Genomic DNA, 16,449 nt, shown 5'->3' with positions numbered 1-16,449 from the left:
TTAACCGGATCCGGAGAACCGCATGTCTACCAAGCAAAAAATCCGCATCCGCCTGAAGGCGTTTGATTACAAGCTGATCGACACCTCGGCCGCCGAAATCGTCGACACCGCCAAGCGCACCGGCGCGATCGTCAAGGGTCCCGTGCCCCTGCCGACCCGCATGAAGCGCTTCGACATCCTGCGTTCGCCGCACGTCAACAAGACCTCGCGCGACCAGCTGGAAATCCGTACCCACCAGCGTCTGATGGACATCGTCGACCCGACCGACAAAACGGTAGACGCCCTGATGAAGCTGGACCTTCCGGCCGGCGTGGACGTCGAAATCAAGCTGCAGTAAACGCTGCGCGCAGGTCCGGCGATGGTCGGGCTTGCACAAACAAAGCCCGCTGGTTATACTGGCGGGCTTTTCGGGCTTCTGGCCCTTAACCGCGTTCGTCTTTCGGTCATGTGACCGGTGGGCTGCGCACCATCAGCCCCGGCCAATTGCAGTCGGGAACGGAGAAAACAATGAGTCTTAGCAACTCCCTCGGGTTGTTGGGTCGCAAGGTGGGCATGATGCGTCTGTTCACCGATGACGGGGACGCAGTGCCTGTCACGGTGGTCGATGTGTCGAACAACCGTGTGACGCAAGTCAAAACCCAAGCCAACGATGGCTACGACGCGCTGCAGGTCACCTTTGGCCAGCGTCGCGCCTCCCGCGTCACCAAGCCCATCGCGGGCCACCTGGCCAAGGCCGGTGTCGAAGCGGGTGAGATCATCCAGGAATTCCGCGTTGCCGCCGATGTGGCTGCCCAGTACCAGCCAGGCGCTACCGTGGCCGCCAACGCCATCTTTGCCGCCGGCCAGAAGGTCGACGTGCAGGGCACTTCGATCGGTAAGGGCTACGCCGGCACCATCAAGCGCCACAACTTCAGCTCGCAGCGCGCGTCGCACGGCAACAGCCGTTCGCACAACGTGCCAGGCTCGATCTCCATGGCCCAGGATCCGGGTCGCGTGTTCCCGGGCAAAAAGATGACCGGTCACATGGGCGATCAGACCAAGACCATCCAGAACCTGGACATCTTCCGCGTCGACGAAGCCCGTCAGCTGCTGATGATCCGCGGTGCCGTGCCTGGCGCCAACGGCGGTTTCCTGACCGTCCGTCCCGCCGTCAAGGCCAAGAAGGGGGCTAACTGATGCAAGTTGAACTCCTGAACGACCAAGGTCAGGCCGCGTCCAAGCTGGACGTGCCCGAGACCGTCTTCGGCCGTGATTACAACGAGTCCCTGATTCACCAGCTCGTGGTGGCGTATCAGGCCAACGCCCGTCAAGGTACGCGTGCCCAGAAGGACCGTGAGCAGGTCAAGCACTCGACCAAGAAGCCGTTCAAGCAGAAGGGCACCGGCAACGCCCGTGCCGGTATGACTTCCTCGCCGCTGTGGCGCGGGGGCGGTCGCATCTTCCCGAACAGCCCGGACGAAAACTTCACCCAGAAGCTCAACAAGAAGATGTACCGCGCCGGCATGGCCTCCATCTTCTCGCAGCTGGTGCGTGAAGGCCGCCTGGCCGTGGTCGACTCCATCAAGGTGGACTCGCCCAAGACCAAGCAGCTCGCCGCCAAGTTCAAGGCCATGAACCTGAGCAATGTGCTGGTCATCGCCGAAGAAGTCGACGAGAACCTGTACCTGGCTTCGCGCAACCTGGCCAACGTGCTCGTGGTCGAGCCGCGCTACGCCGACCCGGTGTCGCTGGTGCACTACAAGAAGGTCATCGTCACCAAGGGTGCCATCGACCAGCTCAAGGAGATGTTCGCATGAGCGTCACGAAATACGATGAAGGTCGTCTGATGCAGGTGCTCGTGGCACCGATCGTGTCGGAAAAGGCCACTCAAGCCGCCGAGCAGTCCAATGCGGTGCTGTTCAAGGTGCTGCAGGACGCCACCAAGCCCGAAATCAAGGCCGCCGTTGAACTGATGTTCAAGGTCCAGGTCAAGGGCGTGTCCGTGCTCAACCAGAAGGGCAAGACCAAGCGCTTCGGCAAGACCGTGGGTCGCCGTGACCATGTGCGCAAGGCCTATGTCACGCTGGCCGAGGGTCAGGAACTCAACTTCGGTGGGGAGGCCTAATCATGGCAGTGATCAAGATGAAACCGACTTCGCCAGGCCGTCGCGGCATGGTGAAGGTCACGCGCGAGAACCTGCACAAGGGTTCGGGTTTCGCGCCGCTGCTGGAGCCCCAGCACCAGAAGTCCGGCCGCAACAACAACGGCCACATCACGGTTCGCCACAAGGGCGGTGGTGCCAAGCACCACTACCGCGTGGTCGACTTCCGTCGCAACAAGGACAACATCCCGGCCAAGGTCGAGCGCATCGAATACGACCCGAACCGCACGGCGCACATCGCGCTGCTGTGCTACGCCGATGGCGAGCGCCGCTACATCATCGCCCCGCGTGGCGTTGAAGTCGGTGCCACGCTGCTGTCCGGTTCCGAGTCGCCGATCCGCGTGGGCAACACCCTGCCGATCCGCAACATTCCGGTCGGTTCGACGATCCACTGCATCGAGCTGCAAGTCGGCAAAGGTGCCCAGATCGCCCGTTCCGCCGGTGCTTCCGCCGTGCTGCTGGCCCGCGAAGGCATCTACGCCCAGGTTCGCATGCGTTCGGGCGAAGTGCGCAAGATCCACGTGGATTGCCGCGCCACCATCGGTGAAGTCTCCAACACGGAACACAGCCTGCGCCAGATCGGCAAGGCCGGTATCAAGCGCCACATGGGCATCCGCCCGACCGTGCGTGGTACCGCCATGAACCCGATCGACCACCCGCACGGTGGTGGTGAAGGCAAGACCGGCGAAGGTCGTGCACCGGTGGATCCGTGGGGCAACCTGACCAAGGGTTACCGCACCCGCAACAACCGCCGCACGCAGAACATGATCGTGTCGCGTCGCAAGAAGTAAGGGGTTGACGAAATGACTCGTTCTCTCAAAAAAGGTCCCTTCGTTGACCACCACCTGATGGCCAAGGTCGAGAAGGCTGTGTCCACCAAGGACAAGAAGCCGGTCAAGACCTGGTCGCGCCGCTCCATGATCCTGCCCGAGTTCATCGGTCTGACGATCGCCGTGCACAACGGCAAGCAGCACGTGCCCGTGTACATCACCGACCAGATGGTGGGACACAAGCTCGGCGAGTTTTCGCTGACGCGCACGTTCAAAGGCCATCCGGCCGACAAGAAAGCCAAGAAGTAAGGACCAACCATGAGTACAGAAACCCGCTCCGTCGTTCGCGGCGTGCGCCTGTCGGTGGACAAAGGCCGTCTCGTGGCCGACCTGATTCGTGGCAAGAAGGTCGACCAGGCCCTGAACATCCTGTCGTTCACGCAGAAGAAGGCCGCTGGCATCGTCAAGAAAGCCCTTGACTCCGCCATCGCCAATGCCGAGCACAACGACGGCGCCGACATCGACGAACTGTTCGTCAAGTCGATCTACGTCGAGCAAGGCACCACGCTCAAGCGTTTTGCTGCCCGTGCCAAGGGCCGCGGCAACCGCATCAGCAAACCCACGTGTCACATCTACGTGACGGTTGGCAACTGAAGAGGCTAGAGGACATATGGGACAGAAAATCAACCCCACCGGCTTCCGCCTTGCAGTTTCCCGCAACTGGGCCAGCCGCTGGTACGCCTCCAATCGTGACTTCGCCGGCATGCTGGCCGAAGACATCAAGGTCCGCGAGTACCTCAAGGGCAAGCTGAAGAACGCCGCCGTTTCGCGCGTCGTGATCGAGCGCCCCGCCAAGAACGCCCGCATCACCATCTACTCGGCGCGTCCGGGCGTGGTGATCGGCAAGAAGGGTGAGGACATCGAGAAGCTGAAGAAGGATCTGGCCGCCAAACTGGGCGTGCCGGTCGCTGTGAACATCGAAGAGGTGCGCAAGCCCGAAATCGATGCCAAGCTGATCGCCGACTCGATCACCCAGCAGCTCGAAAAGCGGATCATGTTCCGCCGCGCCATGAAGCGCGCCATGCAGAACGCCATGCGTCTGGGTGCCTTGGGCATCAAGATCATGTCTGCCGGCCGTCTGAACGGCATTGAAATCGCCCGCACCGAGTGGTACCGCGAAGGCCGTGTGCCGCTGCACACCCTGCGCGCCGACATCGATTACGGCACTTCGGAAGCCAAGACCACCTACGGCGTCATTGGCGTCAAGGTCTGGGTCTACAAGGGCGACACCCTGGGCCGCAACGACGCGCCTGTGGTGGAGACCCCGCGTCCGGAAGAGGAGCGCCGTCCCCGCGGTCCGCGCCGTGAGCGCCCGGCTGGCCCGGCTGCCCGCGCCGCCGTGCGCCGTGGTGGCAACGCCGCCCCGACCGATGGCTCCGACAAGCCCGCCGAGGCCACCGACAAACCCGCCGTTAAGCGCGTTCGCAAAGACGCACCCGCAGGGGCACCTGCGGACGGCAAAGGAGAATAAACATGCTGCAACCCGCTCGCCGCAAGTACCGTAAAGAGCAGAAAGGCCGCAACACGGGCGTCGCCACCAGCGGCGCCACCGTGGCCTTCGGTGATTTCGGTCTGAAGTCCACCGACCGCGGCCGCCTGACGGCCCGCCAGATCGAAGCCGCACGCCGTGCGATTTCCCGTCACGTCAAGCGTGGCGGCCGGATCTGGATCCGCGTGTTCCCGGACAAGCCGATCTCTCAGAAGCCTGCCGAAGTCCGTATGGGCAACGGCAAGGGTTCCGTGGAGTACTACGTGGCCGAAATCCAGCCCGGCAAGGTGCTGTATGAAATCGTGGGCGTGCCCGAGCAACTCGCTCGCGAAGCCTTTGCCCTGGCCGCCGCCAAACTTCCCCTGCGCACCACCTTCGTGGCGCGCATGCTGGGTCAGTGATTCAGGAGAACATAGATGAAAGCTGCTGAACTGCGCCAGAAGGATGTGGCCGGCCTGGAAGCCGAAGTGAAGTCTCTGCAGAAGGCCCATTTCGGCCTGCGCATGCAGAAGGCCACGCAACAACTCAACAACACCGCCACGCTGGGCGACACCCGCCGTTCCATCGCTCGCGCCAAGACCATCCTGGCCGAGAAGCAACGCGCCGCCGCCAAGTAAGGAGTGACGAAATGACGGAAGCCAAAACATCCCTCAAGCGCACCCTGATCGGCAAGGTGGTCAGTGACAAGCGCGCCAAGACCGTGACGGTTCTGGTCGAGCGCCGTGTGAAGCACGAGCTCTACGACAAGATCGTCGCCAAGTCGAGCAAGTACCACGCCCACGACGAAAAGGGTGAGTACAAGCTCGGCGACGTGATCGAGATCACCGAAAGCCGCCCGCTGTCCAAGACCAAGAACTGGGTGGCTACCCGCCTGGTTCAAAAGGCCGCCGTGGTGTAAGCCTGTTTGCGCCGATTCCTGCGCAAGCCCGGAAAGCGACCGAGAATCTCGGTCGCTTTTTTCATTTCCGGCCCACGGGTCACCACAAACGAGGAGAACACACCATGATTCAGGTAGGCGACAAGATTCCGGCGGTCACGCTGATGGAATACAGCGAAGTCGAGGGCAACGGCTGCAGCATCGGCCCTAACCCGGTGGACACGGCCACTGCCAGCGCCGGCAAGACCATTGCACTGTTCGCCCTGCCTGGCGCGTTCACGCCCACCTGCTCGGCCAAACATGTGCCGGGTTACGTGGAGCAGCACGACGCACTGAAGGCGGCCGGTGTGGACGAAATCTGGTGCGTGAGCGTCAACGATGCCTTCGTGATGGGCGCGTGGGCACGCGACCAGAAATCAGGCACCAAGGTGCGCATGCTTGCAGACGGCAGCGCCGATTTCGCCAAGGCGACCGGCCTGACGCTGGATCTGACCGCCCGGGGCATGGGCTTGCGCAGCAACCGGTACTCGATGCTCGTCAAGGACGGCGTCGTCAAGACACTGAATGTGGAAGGCCCGGGCAAGTTTGAGGTCAGCGACGCAGCGACGCTGCTGGCACAGGCCCGCGGCTGAAGTTCAGGCGCCGCCCAAGGTCAGGGTGCGCAGATCCAGCTTGAGGTAGTGCGCGCCCGCCAGGGGGTTGTGGTAATAGGGCTCAGTCTCGACAAAGCCCACTTCCTGGTAGAGCGCGCGTGCTGCCTCCATGTCGGTCAGGGTGTCCAGCAGCATGGTCGTGTAGCCGGCTTGCTGGGCAGCAGTAATCACGGCATCCACCAGTTGCCGGCCCAGACCAAGCCCGCGGAAAGCCGGACGAACGAACAGGCGCTTCATCTCACACGCATTGAGATGGTCGCTGTTGGCCAGAGGCCTGAAGGCGCAGCAACCGGCCGGTGCGCCATCGACCTGTGCGAGGAACAGTCCACCGGACGGTTCGGCATAGTCGCCAGGCAAGGTCCGCAGTTCTTCTTCAAATCCCTGGAAACAGAGATCGATGCCGAGTCCTGCCTGGTAGTCCAGGAACAGCGAGCGGACCGCCGCCAGTTCTACGGCCGAGCGGGCGTGCATGAGAGACAGCTGGGAGGTGTGACGGGGGTCGGACATCGGCGGCAGGATCGAGCGGTGCAGGCGAGCGGGCACTATACGACAGTGACGGGCGTCGGCCACGCGGGGTCTCATCCCCAGCTGGTCTGACCTAGGCCGACAAGCCAGTACACCGCAGCGCCACAGACCGCCCAGATCACCAACGCGAGCAGCCGCGATGCCGTGCTGTCCGGTGCGCTGGGCAGCGGTGCCTCGACTTGCTTGTCGCCCAGCACCATCGGTCGTACCAGGTTGTCCTTTTTGACCCATTTGTAGAACAGGATGGCCAGCACGTGCAGCGCGACCAGCGCGATGAGCAGGAGCTTGCCGATGGACTTGTGATACCGGGTGGCCTGGGTCACCGTGTCGCCAGACACTAGGCTGACCAACGGGCCGGTGAACGCAATTTCGTCGTCGGCGACCAGGCCGGTGCTCACCTGCAGCAGCAGCACCGCGATCAATGCGAACACCGATAACATGCCCAGGGGGGTGTGACCGACGCGGTGCTCCGGCCGGTCGTTGCCCCGGAGGTAGGCCAACACGTTTGCAGGGCTGTAGAGGAAGCTGCTGAACCGGGACCAGTGTCCGCCGACAAAACCCCAGGCGATGCGAAACAGCAGCAGGCTCAGAACCACGTAGCCCAAGCGCCCGTGCCAGGTCATCCAGTTGCCTCCCACATTGGCGGTGATGACCAGACCGATGACGCAGAGGACCAGCGCCCAGTGAAACAGACGGGTTGGCAGATCCCAGACGCGGATGGTGTGCATGGTGAGGGCCAAGTGTTGACGCGAGGAACAGGTAGAGAAGATAAACCCTGACAGGTTCCTGCGGAACTTTTCCCCGTGCGGGAAGCTCCCGGCTCGGGTAGCCCCAGCGGCTGCACCTTCATCCATACAGTCAACCCTGCGCAGGAGTCCTCATGAAATTGCTTGCTTCACTCACGCTGGCCGCCGTGGTGTCCACACTGTCGGTGCCCGCGATGGCCCAGTTCCAGAAGCCGGAAGACGCCGTCAAGTACCGCAAGGCAGCGCTCACGGTGATGGCCGCTCACTTCGGACGCCTCGGTGCCATGGCCAGCGACAAGGCACCGTTCGACGCCAAGGTGGCGGCAGAGAACGCGGCGATTGTGGAGACCATGAGCAAGCTGCCCTGGGCCGGGTTCGTGGCCGGCTCCGAGAAGGGGGAAACCCGAGCCAAGCCGGAAATTTGGACCGACGGGGCCAAGTTCAAGAAGGCGTCGGAAGACATGATGGCGTCGGTCGCCCAGCTCAATGCGGCTGCCAAGACGGGCAATCTGGACAACCTGAAAAAAGCGTTCGGCGAATCTGCCAAGACTTGCAAGGCGTGCCACGACGCATTCCGCAAGGAGTGAGCGAGCACTTCATTGGCACCTCAATAACAGAAATGGGCGGGCACCCGTGAAGGTGTCCGCCCATTTCGTTGATGGCTCGGGTCTCGCTTGGTCAGCTCTTGGCGAGCAGGTCCTCGATCAGGTTGTGCAGCGCGGCAAAGTCGGGTTCGCCGACGAAGCGCTTGACGATGCGCCCCTGCTTGTCGACCAGGTAGGTGGTCGGGGTCAGCTTCACGTCGCCCCAGTTCTTGGCGAGTTCGCCGGTGTTGTCCAGCGCCACCTTGAACGGCAGCTGGCGCGACTGGGCGTAGTTGGCCACCCAGGCCGGCTGGTCGTAGCTCATGGCGACGGCGATGGTTTCGTACCCTTTGTCCTTGTATTTCTGGTGGGTGCTGACCAGCGAGGGCATCTCCTTGACACAGGTGACGCAGGTGGTGGCCCAGAAGTTGACCAGGGTCACCTTGCCCTTGAGGTCCGCGGTGGTGGTGGTGCTGCCGTCCAGCAGCACGAAACTGGAGGCAGGCGCCTCGTCACCGGAGGCGCAGCCGGACAGGCCAAGCGCACCGGCAACCAGAAGGGCGGCGAGCGAGCGGCGGCGGGAGAACAAAGTGGAGATCATGGGCGCAGGGGGAATTTCGGATTGGCCGAGGTCTGATCGTCCAATTGTCCCGGAGTTCATTCCGATCCCGCAACCGTTTCAGCGCAAACGGGCGCGAGCCTGCTGCAGGCGGGCATCGAGGTACTCCCCGTAAAAATCCGGAACCGCCACGCCGACCAGCCGCTCCGCCAGGTCTTCTCCCTTGGCGCCCAGGAACAGCACGGTGGGCGCGAAACGGGCTTTCCAGGCCTTGGCCTGTTCGGCGGGCGTGGTCATCGAGCCGTCGAATCCCTGCAGGTTGCTGGTGCGGTCGCGGACGTCGAGCTGGACGGCATGCAACTGCCCCTGCCTCAGCATGGGCAGCAGGTGGTGGTTGCGCACCAGGTCGCAGTACGGACAGCCGGCGAGGGTGGTCATCACGACCAGCGGTTCGCCACGCGCCACCGCCGCCAGGGCGCTGCCTCGCAGCGAAGTCGGGGTGGGGAGGGCGGATGAATGGCCGGGGGTGTTCATGGAAAACTCAGGGGAGTATGTTGGCGCGCCTCGGAAGATACCGCGATTGCGGCATTCCTCCAACCGTGTCGGATGCTCCGGGCCGTTTGCGGATGCAGATACCATCCGGGGCTTTCCCAGGGCCTTGAGCCCTCCATGGTGGCATCACTCTGCCGCGCCTTCCGGAGACTCCTTTGTTGCACCCTTTGCGCGCCGCTGGCCTGGCGGCGCTGCTGGCCCTTGGGGCCTGCAGTCCCACGTTCAACTGGCGTGAGTGGCCGGTCGCTGGCACGCCCTTGCGTGCGCTGATGCCCTGCAAGCCGGAGAGTGCGAGCCGGCCGGTGCCGATGCTGGGGACGCCGGTGGAACTGCACATGCAGGCCTGCGAGACCGGTGGCATGCGGTTCGCCCTGGCCTGGGCCGACGTGGGCAGGGCCGACCAGGTGCCCGCCGCGCTGGCGGCCTGGCGTGTGGCGAGCCTCCAGACGCTCCGGGTGCCTGCGGCTTCGCCGGACGATCCAGGTCTGGCCTGGTCGGTCGGGGTCAAGGGCGCGCCGCAGGCACAGGGCGTGCAGGCCCGGGGCACCGATCCCCAGGGGCAGCCGGTGGTCATGCAGGCCGCGTATTTCGCCCGCGGCACACAGGTGTTCCAGGCCGCGGTCTATGGCGCCCGGCTGGATGAAGGGGCTCGCGAAGCCTTTTTCGCCGGGCTGAGCCTCGCGCAGCCATGAGAAGCACCGGGACCGAGTCGGGTAACCACCTCTTGCCGCCACTGGTGGCGGTTTCGGTGTTTCTGGCCTTCGCGCTGACGTACTTCCTGTCGGCGCTGATCCGTGCGGTCACCGCCACGCTGTCGCCGGTGCTCAGTGCCGAACTGTCGCTGCAGGCGAGCGACCTCGGGTTGCTGGCCGGTGGGTACTTCTTCGGCTTCGCCCTGACCCAGCTGCCCCTGGGCTCGTGGCTGGACCGATTCGGCCCGCGGCAGGTGATCCTGGCCTTCCTGGGGGTGGCGGTGGCGGGCTGTGCGGCCTTTGCCATGGCCACCAGCTTTTCAGGTTTGCTGGCCGCCCGCGTGCTCACCGGCATGGGCGTGAGCGCCTGCCTCATGGCGCCACTCACCGGCTACCGCCGCTGGCTGCAGCCGGCCACGCAACTGCGTGCCAACTCCTGGATGCTGATGACCGGGTCCATGGGCATGGTGGCGTCCACCCTGCCGGTGCAGTGGCTGATGCCGATGCTGGGATGGCGTGGGCTGTTCTGGTCGCTGGCAGCGCTGGTGCTGCTGTCCATGCTGGTGCTGGCGGCGCTGGTGCCGCGCTGGCGCAAGGAGCCCTCATCCGTGGTGGCTGCGCCCGAAGCGTCGGGCTACGGTGCGATCTGGCGCCACCCGTACTTCCGGCAGATGGCGCCCATCGGCTTCATCAACTACGGCGGCATGGTGGCGGTGCAGACCCTGTGGGCGGGTCCCTGGATGGTGCAGGTGGCCGGCTACACGCCGCAGCGCGCGGCCGTCGGGCTGTTCGGGATCAACCTGTGCATGCTGCTGAGCTTCTGGCTGTGGGGCATGGTCAACCCCCATCTGTCGCGGCGGGGCATCCCGGCCGAGCGGCTGATCGCCTGGGGTCTCCCCCTGAGCTTCGTGGTGCTGGCGGCCATTGTGGTGCTCGGGCCCCGTGCCGGCTGGCCCTTGTGGGCAGCGTTCTGTGTGGGCAGCACCTTCGTTTCTCTGTCGCAGCCCGCCGTGGCGCTGGCGCTGCCTGCGGCGGCGGCCGGGCGCGCGCTGTCGGCCTACAACCTGGTGATCTTTGCCGGCGTGTTCCTGGTGCAGTGGGCGATCGGCGGACTGGTGGACGCCTTCGCGCTGCTGGGCTGGGACATTGTGGCGCGCTTTCGGGGCGCGATCGCGGTGTTCGGGCTGTGCTGCGTGTCGGCCTATGGGGTTTTCCTGTTCGGATACCGGCGCCAGCGCGCAGCCCCCGGGGGATAAACTCCGAACGATGAACGGCATCCTCATCGTTGCGCACGCGCCGCTGGCTTCGGCCCTGCGGGCCTGCGTGCTGCACGTGTTTCCCGACAGCGCGAATGCGGTGTCGGCCCTGGATGTCATGCCCAATGCTCCCCCCGAAGAGTCGCTGGCCCAGGCGCGCATCCTCATGCGGCAGCTGGACACGCCGCAGACGCTGGTGCTGACCGACGTGTTCGGTGCCACGCCCTGCAACGTGGCGCACAAGCTGGTCGACGGTGTGCGCTCCAAGCTGATCGCCGGCGTGAATCTGCCGATGCTGCTGCGCACCGTGTCGTACCGGCACGAGTCGCTGGACGCGCTGGTCTCGCGCGCCATGGTGGGGGCCACGCAGGGTGTGATCCAGGTGGCCGTGACGGCACCACAGAATCAGGCGAGAAGAACCACACATGATCAAGACCACCGCGACCATCAGCAATAAGCTGGGCCTGCACGCCCGCGCTTCGGCCAAGCTCACCAAGCTGGCCGGCAGCCACCAGTGCGAGGTGTGGATGTCCAAGGGGGACCGCCGCATCAACGCCAAGAGCATCATGGGCGTCATGATGCTGGCCGCCGGGGTGGGCAGCCAGGTCGAAATCGAGACCAGCGGCCCGGACGAGCAGGCCGCGATGGATGCCATCGTGGCGCTGATCAACGACAAGTTCGGGGAAGGCGAGTGAGCTTCACCGTCCACGGTCTGGCGGTCTCCCGGGGCATTGCCATCGGGAGGGCGGTGATCGTGGCGTCCAGCCGCATCGACGTCGCCCACTACTTCGTCAAGCCTGATCAGGTCGAGGCCGAGATCCAGCGCCTGCGGCGGGCCCGCAACGGTGTGGTCGAGGAGATCGAGAAGGTCCAGGCCAGCCTGGATGAGCTGGGTTCACAAGACGCGCACCCGGAGCTGAGCGCGCTGCTGGATGTGCACCTGATGCTGCTGCAGGACGAGCAGCTCACCAGCGGCGTCAAGCACTGGATCACCGAGCGCCACTACAACGCCGAGTGGGCGCTGACCACCCAGCTGGAGGTGATCGCGCGCCAGTTCGACGAGATGGAGGACCCTTATCTGCGCGAGCGCAAGGCCGACCTGGAGCAGGTGGTCGAACGCATGCTGCGCATGATGCGCGGTGTGGCTTCGCCCGTCGCCGCGCCACTGCCTCCCGCGGACGAGGGCGAGCCCAACGGTACCCTCTTCGATCCCTCGGTCGACGTGCCCCTGGTGCTGATCGCGCACGACCTGTCGCCGGCCGACATGCTGCAGTTCAAGCAGAGCGTGTTCGCCGGCTTCGTCACCGACGTGGGCGGCAAGACCAGCCACACCGCCATCGTCGCGCGCAGCATGGACATCCCCGCGGTGGTCGGGGCGCGCTCGGCCAGTCACCTGATCAACCAGGACGACTGGGTCATCATTGATGGCGACGCCGGTGTGGTGATCGTCGACCCGTCGCCCATCCTGATGGCCGAGTACGGCTTCAAGCAGCGCCAGGGTGAGGTCGAGCGCGAGCGGCTCTCGCGTCTGAAGAACACCCCGGCCGTGACGCTGGATGGCCAGAAGATCGAGTTGCTGGCCAACATCGAGCAGCCCGAGGACGCCGCCGCGGCGCTCAAGGCTGGCGCCGTGGGCGTGGGACTGTTCCGAACCGAGTTCCTGTTCATGGGCCGCAACGGCAAGCTGCCCGACGAGGAAGAACAGTACGCCGCCTACCGCCGGGCCGTCGAGGGCATGCAGGGGCTGCCGGTCACGATTCGCACGGTCGACGTCGGTGCCGACAAGCCGCTGGACCGCACCCCGGTGCGCGCCGGCGAGGACCACCTCAACCCCGCGCTGGGCTTGCGCGCGATCCGCTGGAGCCTGGCCGACCCGGCGATGTTCCTGGCGCAGCTGCGCGCCGTCCTGCGAGCGGCGGCGCTCGGCCCGATCAATTTGCTGGTGCCCATGCTGGCCCACGCCAGCGAGATCCGCCAGACGCTGGCGCTGGTCGACAAGGCGCGGGCACAGCTCGACGCCCTGGGGGTGGTTCACGGCCCGGTGCGGCTGGGCGCCATGATTGAGGTGCCTGCCGCGGCGCTGACGATCCCGCTGTTCCTGCGCCACTTCGATTTTCTCTCCATCGGCACCAACGACCTGATCCAGTACACCCTGGCGATCGATCGCGCCGACGAGGCGGTGGCGCACCTCTACGACCCGGTGCACCCGGCGGTGCTGCATCTGGTGGCCAACACCATCGCGCAGGCCCGTGCGCAGGGCAAGGGCGTGAGTGTGTGCGGCGAGATGGCGGGCGATGTCGGCATGACGCGTCTGCTGCTCGGGCTGGGCTTGCGCAGCTTTTCGATGCACCCCTCGCAGATTCTGGCCGTCAAGCAGCAGATTCTGCGATGCGACACCGGCAAGCTGACGGCCTGGGCGCAGAGCGTGCTGGCGGCCGAAGATCCGGCCGCGCTGATGGCCGACTGACCCCTCAGGCCGCCGACCGCCGCGTGGCCAGCACCGCCGCGCCAATGATCAGGGCAGCGGCCATCCCGACCGACAGACTCGGTGCCTCGCCGCGCACCCCCAGCAGGGTCAGCGTGGACAGCAGCGGGGTGAGAAAACTGAGCACACCGATCTGGCGCGCGTCGCCGCGCTTGAGCGCCGCGTCCCATAGGAAAAAGGCACCGCCCAACGGCCCCAGGCCGAGCAGGGCGATCAGCACCCAGTCCTGCGTGGTCAGCGACACCGCCGGTTCCATGAGCGCGTGGCACAGCAGCGAAAGCAGGCCCGACACCAGGGCGAAGCTGCCAATGGCGGCGGTCGGAAACGGCGCGACGCGCTTGGTCAGCAGCGAGTAGCTGGACCAGATGAAGGCCGAGCCGGCGGCGGGCAGGTAGCCCCACGCCCAGATGGCATCGGCCGTGCCGCTGCGTCCGAGGATGGCCAGTGCGGCACCTCCGAAACCCAGCAGGGCGGCCAGGATGTGGCGTCCGGTGAGCGTCGTCCCGGGCAGAAACAGGGGCGCCATCACGACGATGCCCAGCGGCCACAGGTAGTTCACCAGGTTGGCCTGCACCGGCGGCGCGTGCCGCAGCGCGATGAAGAGCAGGAAGTGAAAGCCGAACAGGCCGTACACGCCCAGGGCCAGCGTCGCCGGCGGCACCCGCCAGCGACGCCAGTCGAAGCGCGAGAGCGGCAGGGCGATCAGGCTGCCGATCAGCAGCGACAGGCCGGTCAGCAGGAAGGGCGGGACGTGGGACAGCGCCACGCCCAGCGCGGCCAGAGAGCCCCAGAGGGCGACGGCGCCCAGCGCGAGCAGGTTGGCACTCATTGGCTCACGCCTTTCCGACCGGTTGCTTGATCAAGGACAAGGTCAGGGACATGGGACTTATTTGATACTGCATGGGGTATTTTTTACAGGACCTGCACGTGAGCACTTTCAATCACAACGACCTGATGCGCGACATCAATGCCAGTCTGGCGCCGTTCCGCAAGACCCAGGGCAACGCAATGGCCGGCTTCGGACAGCTGGCCAAGGCGGCCATTACCGACGGCGCGCTCAGTGCCAAACACAAGGAGCTGGTGGCGCTGGCGATCGCCGTCACCCAGCGCTGTTCGGGCTGCATCGGCTTTCACGTCAAGGCGCTGGTGCAACTGGGTTGCACGCGCGCCGAACTGGAAGAGATGCTGTCCGTCTGCGTCTACATGGGCGGCGGTCCGGCGCTGATGTATGCGGCCGAGGCCATCGCCGCCTGGGAGAAGATGGCGCCTCAGGACCTGCACGCGAGAGCTTAGTCAGGCTGTCGTCGCGCGGCGCGGGTCAATCGTCGGCGTTCGAGGGTGTCGGCTCGCCTTGCTTCCGCAGCGCCGCGGTGAGGGCGGACGGGGAGCGGTAGCCGCAGCGCCGGGCGACCTCGGCCACGGGCAGTCCTTGCGCGCGCAGGTGCCGCGCGCGGTCCAGCCGCAGGCTGCGCAGCCAGGCCATGGGGCTCTGGCCGAGTTCCTGCTGGCAGCGTTCGGTGAACTGGGCCGGGCTGAGATGGGTGCGCGTGGCCAGATCGGCCACCGACAGCCGCTCGTCGACTGCCTTCAGCGCCCAGGCCTGAAGACTCTGCCAGTCGATGGCGCGCCGGGAGCGTCTGGGCAGCGCGGGCGGCGCCCAGGCTTCCAGCAGCAATGCCGGCCCCAGCTGGCGGGCCCGAACCAGACCCGATGCGCAGGCCGACGCCAGGTAGCGAGCCAGCGGCAAGGTGTCCGGCAGGGGGGCGGTGCGGTCCAGCCGGGTCCAGCCCATGTTGGAAGAGTCCAGCACCAGGCAGCGGGCGCCCCGGGTCGATTCAAAGTCGTGCCGCAGGCCTGGCGCAATCACCACCCCGTCGCCAGTGCCGACACGTCGCCCGCGGCCGTCGACCTCCAGCTCCAGCCAGCCCTCCAGACCCAGCAGGATCTGGAAGTGGTCGTGCGCATGGCTACCCGGCGAGGCGCCGTAGTGGCGCACCGACAGAGCGTCGTGCGCGCCGGCCATGTCAGGTCCTGGGGTTGTTCAGCACGTCGTGCGCCTGCTGGTCGGCGTGGTAGCTGGACCGAACCATGGCGCCGACGGCGGCGTGGGTGAAGCCCATCTCGTAGGCCTTTTCCTCGAACATCTTGAAGGTGTCGGGGTGCACGTAGCGGCGCACCGGCAGGTGGTGCCCGCTGGGCGCCAGGTACTGGCCGATGGTGAGCATGTCGATGTCGTGCGCGCGCATGTCGCGCATGACGTCCAGGATCTCTTCGTCGGTCTCGCCCAGTCCGACCATCAGGCCGCTCTTGGTCGGGATGCCGGGGAAACGCTGCTTGAATTTCTTGAGCAGGTTCAGGCTGAACTGGTAGTCCGAGCCCGGGCGCGCTTCCTTGTACAGGCGCGGCACGGTCTCCAGGTTGTGGTTGAGCACGTCGGGCAGGCCGGCCGCCATGATGTCCAGCGCCTTTTCGTCGCGACCGCGGAAGTCGGGCACCAGCACCTCGATCTGTGTGCCGGGAGAGAGCTCGCGGGTGCGCTGGATGCAGGCCACGTAGTGGCCCGCACCGCCATCGCGCAGGTCGTCGCGGTCCACACTGGTGATCACCACGTACTTGAGCTTGAGCTGGGCGATGGTTTTGGCCAGGTTCTCCGGCTCGTCCACGTCCAGTGGATCGGGGCGTCCATGGCCGACATCGCAGAACGGGCAGCGGCGCGTGCACTTGTCGCCCATGATCATGAAGGTCGCCGTGCCCTTGCCGAAACACTCGCCGATGTTGGGGCAGCTCGCCTCCTCGCACACCGTTACCAGCTTGTTGCTGCGCAGGATGTCCTTGATTTCATAGAAGCGCGTGGTCGGCGAACCGGCCTTGACGCGGATCCACTCCGGCTTCTTGAGCACCTCGGCCGGCACGATCTTGATCGGGATGCGCGCCGTCTTCGCCTGGCTCTTCTGCTTGGCGGTGGCGTCGTACTGGGCGGCGGGCTGGGCTTCGCGGACGGTGTGGGCGTCGGCCGCGGGGGTGTCGGGGCGGGTCATGGCAGGGGCGCGGTCGGCGCGCG

Annotated in this window: 26 protein-coding genes; 19 read left to right on the top strand and 7 right to left on the bottom strand. The window is 65.6% G+C overall.

From position 1 onward, the window contains the following. The first annotated feature begins 22 nt into the window (after positions 1–22). From rpsJ to HPS01S_RS14895, 12 genes are all read left to right on the top strand, one after another. Positions 23–337: a 30S ribosomal protein S10 gene (rpsJ, locus tag HPS01S_RS14950; RefSeq protein WP_066157716.1), complete on the top strand. Its 315-nt coding sequence runs from the start codon at positions 23–25 to the stop codon at positions 335–337. A 170-nt stretch (positions 338–507) separates the two neighbouring features. Next, on the top strand, positions 508–1,176 hold the full coding sequence (rplC, locus tag HPS01S_RS14945; protein ID WP_066157714.1) for a 50S ribosomal protein L3: 669 nt from the start codon (positions 508–510) through the stop codon (positions 1,174–1,176). Further along, positions 1,176–1,796: a 50S ribosomal protein L4 gene (gene rplD, locus HPS01S_RS14940; RefSeq protein ID WP_066157712.1), complete on the top strand. Its 621-nt coding sequence runs from the start codon at positions 1,176–1,178 to the stop codon at positions 1,794–1,796. Before rplC ends, rplD begins: the two co-directional genes overlap by 1 nt. Next, positions 1,793–2,104, top strand: coding sequence for a 50S ribosomal protein L23 (gene rplW, locus HPS01S_RS14935; protein WP_066157709.1), 312 nt, complete (start codon positions 1,793–1,795; stop codon positions 2,102–2,104). Before rplD ends, rplW begins: the two co-directional genes overlap by 4 nt. A 2-nt stretch (positions 2,105–2,106) precedes the next feature. After that, on the top strand, positions 2,107–2,931 hold the full coding sequence (gene rplB / locus HPS01S_RS14930) for a 50S ribosomal protein L2 (RefSeq protein WP_066157707.1): 825 nt from the start codon (positions 2,107–2,109) through the stop codon (positions 2,929–2,931). A gap of 12 nt (positions 2,932–2,943) precedes the next feature. Next, positions 2,944–3,219, top strand: a complete 276-nt coding sequence (gene rpsS / locus HPS01S_RS14925; RefSeq protein WP_066157704.1) for a 30S ribosomal protein S19 — start codon at positions 2,944–2,946, stop codon at positions 3,217–3,219. Positions 3,220–3,228: 9 nt separating this feature from the next. Continuing rightward, positions 3,229–3,564, top strand: coding sequence for a 50S ribosomal protein L22 (rplV, locus tag HPS01S_RS14920; RefSeq protein ID WP_066157701.1), 336 nt, complete (start codon positions 3,229–3,231; stop codon positions 3,562–3,564). Positions 3,565–3,580: 16 nt separating this feature from the next. Further along, positions 3,581–4,441, top strand: coding sequence for a 30S ribosomal protein S3 (gene rpsC, locus HPS01S_RS14915; RefSeq protein WP_066157699.1), 861 nt, complete (start codon positions 3,581–3,583; stop codon positions 4,439–4,441). A gap of 2 nt (positions 4,442–4,443) precedes the next feature. Then, positions 4,444–4,860, top strand: a complete 417-nt coding sequence (gene rplP, locus HPS01S_RS14910) for a 50S ribosomal protein L16 (protein WP_066157696.1) — start codon at positions 4,444–4,446, stop codon at positions 4,858–4,860. Between the two features lie 15 nt (positions 4,861–4,875). Beyond that, the gene (rpmC, locus tag HPS01S_RS14905; protein ID WP_066157692.1) at positions 4,876–5,076 is read left to right on the top strand and encodes a 50S ribosomal protein L29; all 201 of its coding nucleotides are present in this window, start codon (positions 4,876–4,878) and stop codon (positions 5,074–5,076) included. 11 nt (positions 5,077–5,087) lie between these two features. Continuing rightward, positions 5,088–5,357 carry a 30S ribosomal protein S17 gene (rpsQ, locus tag HPS01S_RS14900; protein ID WP_066157687.1) on the top strand — a complete coding sequence of 90 codons (270 nt, stop codon included), beginning with the start codon at positions 5,088–5,090 and terminating at the stop codon, positions 5,355–5,357. Positions 5,358–5,461: 104 nt separating this feature from the next. Next, complete coding sequence (locus HPS01S_RS14895) at positions 5,462–5,968, top strand: peroxiredoxin (RefSeq protein WP_066157683.1); 507 nt, start codon at positions 5,462–5,464, stop codon at positions 5,966–5,968. Between the two features lie 3 nt (positions 5,969–5,971). Here the strand turns inward: HPS01S_RS14895 and HPS01S_RS14890 are convergent, their stop codons facing one another. Both HPS01S_RS14890 and HPS01S_RS14885 read right to left on the bottom strand, forming a co-directional pair. Next, positions 5,972–6,460, bottom strand: a complete 489-nt coding sequence (locus HPS01S_RS14890; protein WP_255284221.1) for a GNAT family N-acetyltransferase — start codon at positions 6,458–6,460, stop codon at positions 5,972–5,974. Positions 6,461–6,567: 107 nt separating this feature from the next. Next, positions 6,568–7,242, bottom strand: coding sequence for a cytochrome b/b6 domain-containing protein (locus HPS01S_RS14885; RefSeq protein ID WP_066157680.1), 675 nt, complete (start codon positions 7,240–7,242; stop codon positions 6,568–6,570). Between the two features lie 152 nt (positions 7,243–7,394). On the opposite strand from HPS01S_RS14885, the gene HPS01S_RS14880 reads away from it, so the two are divergent. Continuing rightward, the gene (locus tag HPS01S_RS14880) at positions 7,395–7,847 is read left to right on the top strand and encodes a c-type cytochrome (RefSeq protein ID WP_066157677.1); all 453 of its coding nucleotides are present in this window, start codon (positions 7,395–7,397) and stop codon (positions 7,845–7,847) included. Between the two features lie 91 nt (positions 7,848–7,938). Here the strand turns inward: HPS01S_RS14880 and HPS01S_RS14875 are convergent, their stop codons facing one another. Beyond that, positions 7,939–8,445 carry a TlpA family protein disulfide reductase gene (locus HPS01S_RS14875; protein WP_066157676.1) on the bottom strand — a complete coding sequence of 169 codons (507 nt, stop codon included), beginning with the start codon at positions 8,443–8,445 and terminating at the stop codon, positions 7,939–7,941. Between the two features lie 78 nt (positions 8,446–8,523). After that, complete coding sequence (locus HPS01S_RS14870; protein WP_066157673.1) at positions 8,524–8,937, bottom strand: thioredoxin fold domain-containing protein; 414 nt, start codon at positions 8,935–8,937, stop codon at positions 8,524–8,526. Between the two features lie 173 nt (positions 8,938–9,110). Between HPS01S_RS14870 and HPS01S_RS14865 the strand changes: the two genes are divergently transcribed. Genes HPS01S_RS14865 through ptsP form a run of 5 tightly spaced genes read left to right on the top strand, consistent with a single transcriptional unit; the run spans position 9,111 to position 13,370 of the window. Beyond that, the gene (locus tag HPS01S_RS14865) at positions 9,111–9,647 is read left to right on the top strand and encodes a hypothetical protein (protein ID WP_127806510.1); all 537 of its coding nucleotides are present in this window, start codon (positions 9,111–9,113) and stop codon (positions 9,645–9,647) included. Beyond that, positions 9,644–10,903 carry an MFS transporter gene (locus HPS01S_RS14860; protein ID WP_066157667.1) on the top strand — a complete coding sequence of 420 codons (1,260 nt, stop codon included), beginning with the start codon at positions 9,644–9,646 and terminating at the stop codon, positions 10,901–10,903. The genes HPS01S_RS14865 and HPS01S_RS14860 overlap by 4 nt, the downstream gene beginning before the upstream one ends. Positions 10,904–10,913: 10 nt before the next feature. After that, positions 10,914–11,360, top strand: a complete 447-nt coding sequence (locus HPS01S_RS14855) for a PTS sugar transporter subunit IIA (RefSeq protein WP_066157664.1) — start codon at positions 10,914–10,916, stop codon at positions 11,358–11,360. Beyond that, entirely contained in the window at positions 11,329–11,598 is a 270-nt protein-coding gene (locus HPS01S_RS14850) for an HPr family phosphocarrier protein (protein WP_066157661.1), read from the top strand. The genes HPS01S_RS14855 and HPS01S_RS14850 overlap by 32 nt, the downstream gene beginning before the upstream one ends. Continuing rightward, positions 11,595–13,370 (top strand): phosphoenolpyruvate--protein phosphotransferase, encoded by a 1,776-nt coding sequence (ptsP, locus tag HPS01S_RS14845; RefSeq protein ID WP_066157658.1) that lies wholly within the window; start codon positions 11,595–11,597, stop codon positions 13,368–13,370. The genes HPS01S_RS14850 and ptsP overlap by 4 nt, the downstream gene beginning before the upstream one ends. 4 nt (positions 13,371–13,374) lie before the next feature. On the opposite strand, the gene HPS01S_RS14840 is transcribed toward ptsP, so the two are convergent. After that, the gene (locus HPS01S_RS14840; protein ID WP_066157655.1) at positions 13,375–14,217 is read right to left on the bottom strand and encodes a DMT family transporter; all 843 of its coding nucleotides are present in this window, start codon (positions 14,215–14,217) and stop codon (positions 13,375–13,377) included. Positions 14,218–14,315: 98 nt separating this feature from the next. Here HPS01S_RS14840 and HPS01S_RS14835 point away from each other — a divergent pair, with 98 nt between their 5' ends. Next, positions 14,316–14,681, top strand: coding sequence for a carboxymuconolactone decarboxylase family protein (locus HPS01S_RS14835; RefSeq protein ID WP_066157652.1), 366 nt, complete (start codon positions 14,316–14,318; stop codon positions 14,679–14,681). A gap of 25 nt (positions 14,682–14,706) precedes the next feature. Here the strand turns inward: HPS01S_RS14835 and HPS01S_RS14830 are convergent, their stop codons facing one another. Together HPS01S_RS14830 and lipA are read right to left on the bottom strand one after the other, a co-directional pair. Next, entirely contained in the window at positions 14,707–15,411 is a 705-nt protein-coding gene (locus HPS01S_RS14830; RefSeq protein ID WP_066157649.1) for an AraC family transcriptional regulator, read from the bottom strand. Position 15,412: 1 nt separating this feature from the next. Then, positions 15,413–16,426 carry a lipoyl synthase gene (lipA, locus tag HPS01S_RS14825; RefSeq protein WP_066157646.1) on the bottom strand — a complete coding sequence of 338 codons (1,014 nt, stop codon included), beginning with the start codon at positions 16,424–16,426 and terminating at the stop codon, positions 15,413–15,415. Positions 16,427–16,449 lie beyond the last annotated feature (23 nt).

This window comes from Hydrogenophaga pseudoflava NBRC 102511, assembly GCF_001592285.1.
Lineage (GTDB): Bacteria > Pseudomonadota > Gammaproteobacteria > Burkholderiales > Burkholderiaceae_C > Hydrogenophaga > Hydrogenophaga pseudoflava.
The sequence above is the reverse complement of the archived record's forward strand: the minus strand, read 5'-3'. Positions and strand labels throughout refer to the sequence as shown.